This is a genomic window from Bradyrhizobium sp. HKCCYLRH3097 (assembly GCF_051167875.1).
Taxonomy (GTDB): domain Bacteria; phylum Pseudomonadota; class Alphaproteobacteria; order Rhizobiales; family Xanthobacteraceae; genus Bradyrhizobium.
On record NZ_JBNPTX010000005.1, the window covers coordinates 287867 to 300045 of the forward strand.

A 12179-nucleotide genomic window follows, 5' to 3' on the forward strand; every position below is an offset into this window, starting at 1 on the left:
TTGGGTGTTTCCTCTGAAACTTTGGCCGCAGTGTCGGCCCGCCCACGGCGTCCGTGCAAGTGTGATCTTGCGCGACACGACCGCGCGAACCGTCGCTGCAGCGCCGAAATGTCGCCCCACGGAAGAACCGTGATTGACATTACAGCCGTCTCAAACAATAGTTTCATACAATTGTTTGAAACGCAACTCCCACCCCGCTTCATCGTTCGGGAGGACGAGCATGGCGACCGACCAGACCCGGACTGCGATCCTGATCGCCGCCGAGCGGCTCTATGCCGAACGCGGCTTCTCCGACGTGACCTTGCGCGACATCGTGGCGGAGGCGAACGTCAATCTCGCCGCGGTGAACTATCATTTCGGCTCCAAGGACGAGCTGATCGCCGAACTGTTCGTGACCCGCTCGATCGCGCTCAACCGCGAGCGCCTGCGCGAATTGCGCGAAGCCGAGGACGCGGGCGGCGGTCGCGCCGACATCTCCGACATCCTGCGCGCCCTCGTGGGCCCGATCCTGCGCGGCTGCCTTGGCCCTGAGAACCAACGCTCGGCGGTGGCGCAGTTCATGATCCGCGCCTCGATCGAATCGGTGCCGCCAATTCGCCGCATCAAGACCAAGGAAATCGACCATTTGCGCAAATTCGCCGGCGCAATGCAGCGCGCCCTGCCCGACAGCTCCGAGGTCGATCTGTTCTGGGGCCTGCATTTTGCGCTCGCCATGGCGCATCACACCATCCGCGAGAGCGAGCGCCTCACCAAGCTCTCCGACGGCCGATGCGACCTCGACGATGTCGAGGATGTGATCGCGCGGGTGGTGCGCGGCGCCGTGCTCGGCTTGACCACGCGCGATCAGGCGGCAAAGTCGAAGGCCAGGATTGCAGCGCGCTGAGCGCCGATCGCCACAGATGACGTCGCCACCAATGACAATGGAACTCGCCCGATGACGGTCCGTTCGCGATTGATCCTGGCCGCTGCGGCCAGTGCGCTCGCCATGATGATGGCGAGCGAGCCGGCGCTGGCGCGCGGCGCCGCCGCCAGCATCATGAACTCGCCCGGCTATCAGCGCCGCTTGCAGGAATCCCGGCAGCAGCTCGGCACGCCGCCGCCTGCCCCATACGTGGCAGAGCCGCGCTATCACCGCCCCAAATCGAAGCGGCATAGGCATCACCGCACGCGATAGCCGCGCGTCCGCCTGCTCCATTCCCGCTGTCATTCCGGGGCATTCGCGCGCAAGATGGCGAAGCCATCTTGAAACAGCGCGAATGAGCCCGGAATCCATAACCACGAACAGCAGTCGTTCGGAGACAGCGGCCACGTCCAGCTCGCTCTACCATGACCGCTTGTGGCTATGGATTCCGGGCTCGCGCTTACGCGCGCCCCGGAATGACAAACGGAGAGAGCGGGGATCCGGAGGAGCTACACCACGCCCTGCTGCTTCAGCGCCGCGATCTTCGCCGCGTCGTAGCCGAGGCCCGACAGCACGTCCTGCGTATGCTCGCCGAGCAGCGGCGGCGCGCGATACTCGGTGATCGGGGTACCGGAGAAGGTCAGCGCGTTGCGGATCAGGGACAGATGCGGCTCGAACGGGTGTTCGACCTTCACCTCCATGCCGCGCGAGCGGACATGCGGATCGGCGAACACGTGGGCGAAGTCGTTGACCGGCCCGCACGGCACGCCCGCCTTCTCCAGTTCCTCCAGCCAATGCGCGACCGAGTTCTTCAGGAACAGGCCGGCAAAGATCGCCATGATCTCCTTGCCGTTGACGACGCGGTCGTTGTTCCTGACGAATTTCGGGTCGGTCGCCAGTTCTGGCGCCCCTAACACCGCGCAGGTGCGCGCGAACTGCGCGTCGTTGCCGACCACCAGCATCAGTTCGCCGTCGGTGCAGCGGAACACGCCGGCCGGCATGCCGCCATTGCCCCAGGTGCCGCGGCGCGGCGGCGACTTGCCGTTGATCAGGAAGATCTGGGCATAGTGCGACAGCGAGGCAATCACGGTGTCGAACAGGCAGACGTCGATGTGCTGGCCACCACCGCCATTGACGTCGCGGTGATACAGCGCCGAGACGATGCCGATCGAGGTGTTCATGCCGGTCATGTAGTCGACGATTGAGGGACCGACCTTCATCGGCCCCGCCCCCGGTTCGCCGTCCATGTGGCCGGTCACGCTCATCAGCCCGCCCATGGCCTGGAAGACCGCATCGTAGCCCGCCCGCGGTGCATACGGCCCGGTCTGGCCGAAGCCGGTGACCGAGCAATAGATCACCTCGGGATTGACGGCGCGGATCGCCTCATAGTCCAGGCCATAGCGCTTGAGATCGCCGACCTTGTAGTTCTCCATGAACACGTCGCAGTCCTTGGCGAGCGCGCGGATGATCTCCTGCCCCTCCGGCGAGGCAATGTTGACCGTGACGGACTTCTTGTTGCGGTTGGCGCAGATGTAGAAGGAATTGTTGTTGTTGGCCTTGCCATCGGGGTCCCTGAGGTAGGGCGGACCGAACGCGCGCGCATCGTCGCCGGTGCCGGGCCGCTCGATCTTGATCACCTCGGCGCCGAGATCGGCCAGCATCTGCGCGGACAGCGGTCCGGCCAGCACGCGGGTCAGATCGAGAATCTTGATGCCAGAAAGCGGCAGGGCCGACATGGAGTTCCTCCGGGAGCTTTATTCCTTGTGGCGGACATCCCGAGCGAGAGCCCCGCCTGTCACCCGCGGATACACCATTTCCCGCGCCGGAGCATTGCGCTGGCGGCATGCCGCCTTGCCGCGGACCGTCGCCCGGATGCGCGCAGCGATATCCGGGGTCTCCACCGGCGCTCGTGCCGAACCCGGATGTCGCTGCGCGCATCCGGGCTACGCAGCCATGCTGACTTTCTTGCTTCGTTTTGTGTGCAGCCTGCGGCGGGACACATCCAGAAACACGGAACAAGGAGCTGTTAAGCGTTCCGGTCGCACCTGGACGCAGGTTTGATGTCGCACCCCGGAGCACGCCATGACGTCGATCTCTGCATCCTCCATGAGCGGATATTCGCCGCTCGACCTGCTCAAGCAGGAACTCACCAAGGAAGTCTCGGCCGGCAAGGTCAGCTCCGCCGACCAGACTGCGCTGTCCTCGGCGCTCGACGACATCGATTCCGCATTGCAGAGCGGCAGCTCGTCGTCATCGTCGAGCTCCAGCGCGCCGCCGTCGCCCAAGGAGATGCAGTCGAAGATCGACGATCTCATCCAGAGTGAGGTCGACAGCGGCAAGCTGACCTCGGACCAGGCGACCGAGCTGAAGAACGTATTTGCCAACGCCTTCTCCGGCGGTCCGGGTGGCGCAGGTGGCGCCGGCGGTCCGCCGCCGGCCCCGCCGAGCGATGAGTCCAGCACCGACACCACGTCGAGCACCTCCTCCTCGTCGTCTTCATCGTCCTCATCCCAGGTCGAGGAGCTGTTGAAGAAGCTGCTCGAGGCGCTGCAGAGCTCGAACAACAGCAAGACCTCATCCTACAGCGCCAGCGGCACGAGTTCGTCGAGCTCGACCAGCAAGTCGCTGGTGGTGGACTTCTCGGCCTGATGCGGCCGTCTCGCCTTGGTAGCCCCGGATGAGCGGAGCGACATCCGGGTTCGCTGCCGCGCCTCATGAGAACCCGCATATCGCTGCGCGCATGCGGGCGACGGAGCTTCACTCCGGCGCATTGAACGTCCGCGCGAAATACACCGGCGCGGCCGCCGCCTTCAGGCGATAGAGCTGCGCCGGCCGGTTTGGCCCCTTGCGCATCTTGGCGATCGGCTCGATGAGGTCGGCCGAGAGCATGCGGGTGCGAAAGGCGCTCTTTTCCAGCGGACGATCGAGCACGATCTCGTAAGTCCGCTGCAGCTCGGGCAAGGTGAACTCCTCCGGCATCAGATAGGCCGGCAGCGAGGTGTACTCGACCTTGTTGCGCAGCCGCCGCACGGCGGCCTGCAGGATCTCGGCATGATCGAACGCGAGATTCGGCTTCACGCTCATGCCCGCGAGCGGAAACCATTGCGCATCGGCCGCGAGCGCGGCCTCCGCCGCTGACGCCGGGATCAGCGCAAAATACGCGTGCGTCGCCGACCAGCCGCGCGGATCACGGTGCGCACTGCCCCAGCTGCCGAGCTGCTCCAGATAGGTGCTGATCACGCCGGTCTTCTCGGCAAGCTTGCGCCGCGCGCAGGCTTCGAGATCGCGATCCTTGTCGACATCGACGAAACCGCCCGGGAGCGCAAACGCGTCCGGGAACGGCTCTCCCTCGCCGTGGCCGCGCCGCACCAGCAGCACGTGCAGCGCCTCCAGCCGGATCGTGAAGATGACGATGTCCACCGTGGTCAGCGGCCGCGGAAAATCCAGTCCGCCCGCTCTCGCAGCCGCTCCGCCGCCCTGCCCCTGCCGTGCTGCCATACCGTCCGCCCCCGAATTTGTCCCTTGACACTAGCATACTTAGTTGTACTGTCCAACTTACTAAGTTGGCGTGACACACTTATGCCATTGAACGTCAGGAGGCCGCCATGTTCGGCTTACGCTTCATCAAGGCCCAACCCACCACCTATCTCCTCAAGTACCGCGCCGGCAGCGTGGTCGAGGAAGGTGCCGGGCTCTCCACCTTCTATTACGGGCCCGCCACTTCCCTGGTCGCGATCCCCATCGGCAGCCGCGACGCCGCCTTCATCTTCCAGCAGATCGCCCGCGACTTTCAGACGCTGACGATCCAGGGCCAGGTGACCTACCGCATCGGCGAGCCGAGGAAGGCGGCGGCGATGCTCAACTTCACGCTCAAGCGCGACGGCAAGACCTACGAGTCCGATGACCCTGAGGAGCTGCCGCAGCGCGTGCTCGGCGCGGTCGAGGTGCTGGCGCAGCAGGCCGTCAAGGACATGACCCTGAAGGAAGCGCTGCGCGCCTCCGACCGCATCGCCGAGACGATTGCGGCCGGATTGAAGCGGCGCGCCGACATCGAGGCGCTTGGACTGGAGATCCTCGGCGTCGCCGTGCGCGCGGTGAAGCCGACGCCGGAGACCGCCAAGGCGCTGGAGGCCGAGGCGCGCGAGGCGATCCTGAAGACCGCGGACGAAGCCATCTTCGCGCGGCGCAATTTCGCCGTCGAGCGCGAGCGGGCGATCCGCGAGAGCGAGCTCGACACGGAGATCGCGGTCGAGCAGAAGAAGCGCTCGATCCGCGAGACGCAGATGGATGCGGAGGCCAGCGTCGCCGCGAAGAAGAACGAGCTGCGCGAGGCCGGCATGGTCGCCGATATCGGGCTGGAGGCGAAGCGGAAGGATTTCGTGTCGCTGAATGCGGCGAACACCCGCACCTTGGCGGATGCCGAAGCCTATCGCGTCGGCGCGCTGATGAAGATCTTCGAGGGCGTCGACACCCGCGTGATCCAGGCGCTGGCCGCCACCGGCATGCAACCCGGCCAGTTGATCGCGCAGGCGTTTTCGGGCCTCGCCGAAAAGGCCGAGAAGATCGGGCAGCTGAACGTCTCGCCGGAGCTGTTGAACAGCCTGATGCAGAAGCCCTCGGAGGCTGCCCGTGTCCGGCAATGACCGCAAGGTGGTGCTGGTTGTCAGGAGAACGCGGCTCGAGGAGCTGATCACCAGATTCCTCACCGCGGACCAGGCCCGCTTCTATGTCGAGCATCTCGGCGCCGACTTCTCCGACTACGAACGCGAGCACGCGGCCTACCAGGCCGCGCGCTTGACCAGCGTCCAGACGCTGGAGCGCTGGGGCCGCTACCAGATCGTCGACCGCGGCTTCCTGCCGAACTTCATCTTCGGCCCCGCCGACATCGTCGCGGCGCTCGGCCCCGACGGGCTCGTCGCCAACACCATGAAATATCTCGACGGCCAGCCGCTGCTCGGCCTGAACTCGGACGCGGCCCGGCATGACGGCGTGCTGCTGCCGTTCGCGCCGGCCGATCTCGCGAGCCTGCTGCCGGAGGTTGCTGCCGACCGGCGCGCGGCCAAGACGGTGACCATGGCGCGCGCGAGCCTCGCCGACGGCCAGGTGCTCCATGCGGTCAACGACCTCTTCATCGGCGCGCGCACGCATGTCTCGGCCCGCTACGAGATCGCGACCCGCGAGCATCAGGAGCGGCAGTCCTCCAGCGGCCTGATCGTCGCGACCGGACTCGGCTCGACTGCGTGGTTCAAGAGCATCGTCACCGGCGCACTGGCGATCGCCGGCAACTTCGGCAGCCCCACGACGGGCGGCGACTACACCGCCCTGCCCTGGGACGCCCGGAGCTTGCGCTTTGCCGTGCGCGAGCCGTTCCCGAGCAAGACGTCACAGACATCCCTGGTCTGCGGAGGGCTGAACGGCGCCGAAACACTGCGCCTGCGCTCGCTGATGCCCGAGAACGGCGTCATTTTCTCCGACGGCATCGAGGCGGATCACCTCGATTTCAATGCGGGGACGGAAGCGGTGATCGGGATCGCGGAGCGCCAGGGGCGGTTGATCGTGTAGCCACACGGCGACGCTCGTAGGCCGGATGAGCGCAGCGACATCCGGGATCATCGCAACAGTCGTGGGACCGCGGATATCGCTGCGCTCATCCGGGCTACGCGTCCGTCACTCCCTCGCGAACACCAGCACGCCATTCGCCGGAATCGTCACGTCAGCCGAGCTGCGCTGGCCGTGCAGCGGCGGGCCGCCTGCGGTGACCGAGCCATTGTTACCAACCACATCCGGATTGACCCAGTTGTCATAGACGTCGCTGTTGAATACCTCCTTCCACTGCCCCGCTGCCGGAAAGCCGATCGCGTAGTCGCGCCATGGCGTCTCGCTGAGGCTGACGATCACCATCACGTCGTCGCCCTGGCCGTCCCAGCGGTGGAAGGCGAGCACGCGGTTGCCGTCATGGACGTGGACGATGGCGCATCCCTCCGCGGTCAGCGCCGGATGGGTGCGGCGGATCGCGATCAGCTCGCGCGTGAAGCGCATCGCATCAGCGGTGATCTTGTCCTCGCCGTCGAGCAGCGCCCATTGGATGGTCGTGTCCAGGCTCGGCATGTCGCTCCACGGCCGGTCCTCGAACAGCTCCTGGCCCATGAACAGCATCGGGACGCCGGGCGCGGTCAGCAGCAGGCTGGTGGCGACGCGGCTGCGGCTGCGCGCGTACCAGCAACGGCTGTCGACGGGATCGGCGAGACGCGAGATGCGCGGCTCGCGGCCGGCATAGACGATGTCGTGGTTCTCGATCGAGTTGACGGCGCGCCAGCGCTGGCCCAGGCCGAGATCGGCGATGGCAGTGGCGATCGGCTGCATCGCAACCTGAGCCCCTGCCCCACCTGCCGCGCTGGCGATCGCGCCGCGCACGGCGAGCCGCAGGCCGTCGCTCCAGGTCGCATCGAAGCCCGCGCCGCCCGTGGCGATGTCCTTCACCACCCACGGATTGACCGGCCAGAATTCGGCAATCTGGATCGCATCCGGCTTCTCCGCGCGCAGCGCCTCGGTGAGCTGCTGGCAGGTGGCCCAGCCGCCGAAGCGGTCCATCACGCTGACCTCGTCGAAGCGCAGGCCGTCGGCGTGATACTCGCGATAGAGCATGATGGCGTTGTCGACGAGGTATTGCCGCACGTCGGCATTCCAATAGGCAAACACCTGCCCGCCGGCCCAGCCCTGGTCGGTGAAATACAGGCTGCGGTTGGGATCGCCGTAAGGCTGGCGGTCGAAGAACCAGATGCTGGCCTCGTCAAAACCGCCGCCGGCGTGGTTGTAGACGACGTCGAACAGCACGGCGATGCCATGGACATGGCAGACGTCGATCAGCGCGCGGAGCTGGTCGTCGCAATGGCTGACCACGCCGATGTCGGCGTAAGGCGCGGCGCCGGCGGCCGTCAGGATCTCGTTGGTTCGCGCGAAGTAGGCCGCGAGATGCGCGTCTTCTGCCTCCCCGTACTCGGTCTCCGGGCTGAACAGGTCGGTGCCGTTGTAACCCATGCTGAACATGGTCGGGAATTCCTGCACCGGCAGCAGCTCGATCGCGTTGACGCCGAGCTTCGCCAGATGCGGCACGCGCTCGATCACGTCGAAGAAGCAGCCGTCGGGATTGCCCGCCTTCATGTCGAAGGTGCCGACATGGAGCTGATAGATCACGAGCTCGTTGTTGGGCGGCGGCGTGTAGTCGGTGTCGTGCCAGGGAAAAGCGTGCGGATTGCGCAGCACCGAATGCGCCTGCGGAAACGGCGGATCGACCGTAAGCAGCCGTGCATGCGGATCGCGCTTGTAGCCGGAGCTGCCTTCACCCTCGACGAAGTACATATAGGCGTCGCCGTCCTTCAGAGACGGCACGAAGATCGCCCAATGGCCGTTGCCGATCGGCGCCAGCCGGCAGCTCGCGTCCTGCGCCCAGTCGTTGAACGGGCCGGAGACGTAGACCGCCTTGGCATGCGGCGCGAACACGCGGAAGGTGGCGCCGCCGGTCACCAGGGTGCCGCCCATGGGAGCCTGGAGAAGATGCATCTGCCTGAGCGAAATCCTGAGGCCTTCGGGGAACGGCGGCAGCGTAACAGGTTCGAGCAGCATATCCATGGCGGTCGGCTCTCCGCGCGTCAGAACAGCCGCGCGCCGTTCGGCACGCGCTTGTCGGGCTGGAACAGCACGACGTTGCCCTGTTCATCGGGAAAGCCGAGCGTCAGCACCTCGGACATGAACTTGCCGATCTGGCGCGGCGGGAAGTTGACGACGCCGGCCACCTGGCGGCCGACCAGGGTGGCCGGATCGTAGAGCGTGGCGATCTGGGCGCTGGAGCGCCTGGTGCCGATGCCGGGCCCGAAATCGATGGTCAGCTTCAGCGACGGTTTGCGCGCCTCCGGATAGGGCTCGGCCGCGACGATGGTGCCGATGCGGATGTCGACGGCCAGGAACTGGTCGAAGCTGATCCCTGCTGCCGCCGGCGCTGTGGGATCATGGGCAAGATGCATGGCGGCCTCATCGAATGCGCGACCGCGCGGGAAGGCTAGCGGTGCCGACGCGGTCTGGGTCGGAATCTTTAATCGCCATAAGGGCTCCTGACAATGCACGCGCCCGGCGACGGCACGGCATATGGACGATTGGCTGTATTGGTGTGGCAGGCCGGTCGCAGCCTGCGAAGCCTTCAATCGCAGGCCAGGCAAGCGGGGGTGCAGCTGCCCCCATCGCCGAGCGGGAGGTGCGTGAATCGCCATGGCATGTCGCTAGCGGCGAATGGTCGCGTGCACGCCTTGACCCGCCCTGCAGCATGTCCGCCGCCGAGCGCATGACTATGACACGTCGCCCGTAATGTCGCAGTCCGGTCGCTTTGCCTCCAGACCCAGCACGGTGGCCCAGCCTGGCTGCGAATACTGGACATCATCAGCAAGCTTCGCCGGGCACAACCTGCCCACCGCGCGTTGCTGGCCCCGGCGCTCTTTGGAATGGTCCTGCCCGGCGCCTCTGTCAGGCGAGCTAGGCGGCTCGCCGCCCGCGCGACAGAGTATCGGATGGAAGCTCACCGAACATCTCGCGATAGTCTCTTGCGAAGTGTCCGAGATTTCCGAAGCCGCAATTGAAGGCGACTGCAGAGACGGAGGTGCGCTGATCTGCCCCCGAGAGCATCTGTTTTGCCTGTCGCAATCGCACCGTTTTTGCAAACGTCGTCGGAGAGTATCCGCGGCTTTTTTTAAACGCCGCATACAGCGCGCGGATGCTGACGCCTGTCTGCGATGCCAGCGCCTCGATCGTGATGGCGCGCCCACAAGAGGCCTCGATATACTCTTCGGTCAGCCGAACGATCCGCGGCGCGACGTCCTTTTCGTCTCTCTCCAACAGCTCGCTGAAATTGTGGCGGTGAGCCGACAGGAAGGAAACGATGAGAGCCTGCTCCAGTTCGGCCAGCACCGCGCGTGGCAGCTCTGTCGCCGTCGCATCCAGCTGATGAGCGAGGAACATCGTCAGATCGCGCAAAACCAGAGCGTTCGGCTGCACCGCAGCCGCCATGGGATCGAACCTGAGGACGCCAGCCGGCTTTGCGCCCAGGAGCGTCGTCAACGACCTTTCCAGCGCCCCCGTACTTATTCGAAGAATGAGCTGCGCATAACCTGGCTCGAACACAATCCTGATCGGTTCACCCGGCGGAATTATACAGGCCTGCCGCTCAGTTATCGCGATCGCCGTGCGATTTAGAACGGTCAAAGCTCTGCCTTTGAGGCCAATTTGCAGGCGCGCGAAGTCGCCCTCCGGGAACTTGACGACCGACGTTCCCCCGTCATATGAACAAAAGCCAAGGCCGATATTCGCAAGCCGAAGGTAGTTGCCCACCCCCAGGAAGCCATCTGGCTTGGTGACTGTGAAGCCAGTTGCCCCGTAGACGGTACGCAACGCGTGCTCCATCGCCTCCGGATCGTCTGTACGAATGACGGGAGCGCGGCTCAGCAGGCTTACGGATTGATCTAGGTTCATCGGAAGATGGTACCTCGGTTTGACCGAACTGATACTCCGGGAAAACACCGGTCAGCGGCGAGGTGTCGCAGTTCCATCTTCTTCATCGATGCGCTTCAATTTCCTTCCAGATTACTACTTGGCCTCATCTCATGAGGTCTGCGCTGGACGACGCGGCAACCCTCCCGCCTACCCCCGAGAGAATATCCGCCATGAAGTTGAAGCTCGCTACGCGTATCCAGCAGCGACGTGAGGTGAACGTGACCCGAACAAGTTGAAAAGCGCGGCGCTTTCTACGAGACGAGAATATTCGAAAGACCTGACCCGCTTCTTGGCGCCTCGCCGCAGTCGGACGGCGTCATCATGATTGGCTCTCAGCTTGAGTTGGCGACCCGCGCTTTGCTTCGCCGCTGCCCCAGCGCTATTGGGACTGGCCTGACCGACGCTTCTGTAAGGCGAGCTAGGCGGCTCGTCGCGAGCGCAACAGAGTTTCGGATGGAAGCTCACCGAACATCTCGCGATAGTCTCTTGCGAAGTGTCCGAGATTTCCGAAGCCGCAATCGTAGGCGACTGCAGAGACGGAGGTGCGCTGATCTGCCCCCGAGAGCATCTGCTTTGCCCGTCGCAATCGCACCGTTTTCGCAAACGCCATCGGCGAGTATCCGCGGCTCTTCTTGAACGCAGTATAGAGCGCGCGGATGCTGACGCCTGTCTGCGAAGCCAGCGCCTCGATCGTGATGGCGCGGTCCCAAGAGGCCTCGATATACTCCTCGGCCAGCCGGACGATCCGCGGCACGACATCCTTTTCGGCTCTCTCCAACAGCTCGCTGAAATTGTGGCGGTGAGCCGACAGGAAGGAAACGATGAGAGCCTGCTCCAGTTCGGCCAGCACCGCGCGCGGCAGCTCTGTCGCCGTCGCATCCAGCTGATGAGCGAGGAACATCGCCAGATCGCGCAAGACCAGAGCGTTCGGCTGCACCGCAGCCGCTATGGGATCAAACTTGAGGACACCGGCTGGCTTTGCACCGAGCAGCGTCGTCAATGTCTGCTCCAACGCCCTCGCGCTTATTCGAAGAATGAGCTGCTCATAACCTGGCTCGAACACAATCCTGTTGGGTTCGCCAGGCGCAACTATGCAGGACTGCCGCTCGGTTATCGCGATCGCCGTGCGATTCAGAACGGTCAAAGCGCTGCCTTTGAGGCCAATTTGCAGGCGCGCGTAGTCGCTTTCCGGGAACTTGACGACCGCCCTCGCCCCGCCATAGGCACAAAAGCCAAGGCCGATATTCGCAAGCTGAAGGTAGTTGCCCACCCCCTGGAAGCCATCTGCCTTGGTGACTGCGAAGCCAGTTGCCCCGTAGACCGTACGCAACGCGTGCTCCATCGCCTCCGGATCGTCCGTACGAATGACGGGAGCCCGGCTCAATAGGCTCACGGATCGGTCCAAGTTCATCGGTCTGTCCTCGCTCACGGCTCGCTTGAATACTGAAGAGTACGTCCTCCGGACTGATCCAAGTCAACTCCGAGAAACTCCCGTCACGCGGGAGGCGGCTAGGCGCCGCAGCTCGATCATGTTCCCGACTTCTCACATGTTAACTTGAGCAGGTAACTGGCTAGTGTTGCGGCTAATTCTGAGCAACGTTTGCAGAGTTTGGACTTGAGAATAACTTCAAAATCGCCGCGCGACGCGCTTCAATCTCGTTGAGATGAGCAGGCAGCAGGTTCTGTCGAGTGCGACCGTAAGAGAGGAGATGAACGTGGCGGCACGGGAACCGGCATCCCG

General features: G+C 64.6%; 11 protein-coding genes. 5 read left to right on the forward strand and 6 right to left on the reverse strand.

All coding sequences use genetic code 11. The features are described 5' to 3' along the window. Nucleotides 1–220: 220 nt before the first annotated feature. Both ACQR0U_RS15280 and ACQR0U_RS15285 read left to right on the forward strand, forming a co-directional pair. Nucleotides 221–883: a TetR/AcrR family transcriptional regulator gene (locus ACQR0U_RS15280; protein WP_316164536.1), complete on the forward strand. Its 663-nt coding sequence runs from the start codon at nucleotides 221–223 to the stop codon at nucleotides 881–883. A gap of 51 nt (nucleotides 884–934) precedes the next feature. After that, nucleotides 935–1174 (forward strand): hypothetical protein, encoded by a 240-nt coding sequence (locus ACQR0U_RS15285; RefSeq protein WP_315749556.1) that lies wholly within the window; start codon nucleotides 935–937, stop codon nucleotides 1172–1174. A gap of 236 nt (nucleotides 1175–1410) precedes the next feature. On the opposite strand, the gene ACQR0U_RS15290 is transcribed toward ACQR0U_RS15285, so the two are convergent. Then, nucleotides 1411–2637 carry a CaiB/BaiF CoA transferase family protein gene (locus ACQR0U_RS15290; protein ID WP_434843457.1) on the reverse strand — a complete coding sequence of 409 codons (1227 nt, stop codon included), beginning with the start codon at nucleotides 2635–2637 and terminating at the stop codon, nucleotides 1411–1413. A 346-nt stretch (nucleotides 2638–2983) separates the two neighbouring features. Here ACQR0U_RS15290 and ACQR0U_RS15295 point away from each other — a divergent pair, with 346 nt between their 5' ends. Continuing rightward, entirely contained in the window at nucleotides 2984–3550 is a 567-nt protein-coding gene (locus ACQR0U_RS15295; protein ID WP_315714592.1) for a hypothetical protein, read from the forward strand. A gap of 108 nt (nucleotides 3551–3658) precedes the next feature. On the opposite strand, the gene ACQR0U_RS15300 is transcribed toward ACQR0U_RS15295, so the two are convergent. After that, the gene (locus ACQR0U_RS15300) at nucleotides 3659–4399 is read right to left on the reverse strand and encodes an NUDIX hydrolase (protein WP_434843458.1); all 741 of its coding nucleotides are present in this window, start codon (nucleotides 4397–4399) and stop codon (nucleotides 3659–3661) included. A 107-nt stretch (nucleotides 4400–4506) separates the two neighbouring features. Here ACQR0U_RS15300 and ACQR0U_RS15305 point away from each other — a divergent pair, with 107 nt between their 5' ends. Continuing rightward, nucleotides 4507–5544: an SPFH domain-containing protein gene (locus ACQR0U_RS15305; protein ID WP_434843459.1), complete on the forward strand. Its 1038-nt coding sequence runs from the start codon at nucleotides 4507–4509 to the stop codon at nucleotides 5542–5544. After that, nucleotides 5531–6463, forward strand: coding sequence for a sugar kinase (locus ACQR0U_RS15310; RefSeq protein WP_434843460.1), 933 nt, complete (start codon nucleotides 5531–5533; stop codon nucleotides 6461–6463). Before ACQR0U_RS15305 ends, ACQR0U_RS15310 begins: the two co-directional genes overlap by 14 nt. Before the next feature lie 105 nt (nucleotides 6464–6568). Here ACQR0U_RS15310 and ACQR0U_RS15315 read toward each other — a convergent pair whose 3' ends face one another. From ACQR0U_RS15315 to ACQR0U_RS15330, 4 genes are all read right to left on the reverse strand, one after another. Continuing rightward, complete coding sequence (locus ACQR0U_RS15315; RefSeq protein ID WP_434843461.1) at nucleotides 6569–8530, reverse strand: alpha amylase C-terminal domain-containing protein; 1962 nt, start codon at nucleotides 8528–8530, stop codon at nucleotides 6569–6571. Nucleotides 8531–8550: 20 nt separating this feature from the next. After that, nucleotides 8551–8922, reverse strand: a complete 372-nt coding sequence (locus ACQR0U_RS15320; protein WP_315749546.1) for a tRNA-binding protein — start codon at nucleotides 8920–8922, stop codon at nucleotides 8551–8553. Between the two features lie 502 nt (nucleotides 8923–9424). After that, on the reverse strand, nucleotides 9425–10417 hold the full coding sequence (locus ACQR0U_RS15325) for an AraC family transcriptional regulator (RefSeq protein WP_315749544.1): 993 nt from the start codon (nucleotides 10415–10417) through the stop codon (nucleotides 9425–9427). Between the two features lie 439 nt (nucleotides 10418–10856). After that, nucleotides 10857–11849 carry an AraC family transcriptional regulator gene (locus ACQR0U_RS15330; RefSeq protein WP_315749542.1) on the reverse strand — a complete coding sequence of 331 codons (993 nt, stop codon included), beginning with the start codon at nucleotides 11847–11849 and terminating at the stop codon, nucleotides 10857–10859. Nucleotides 11850–12179 lie beyond the last annotated feature (330 nt).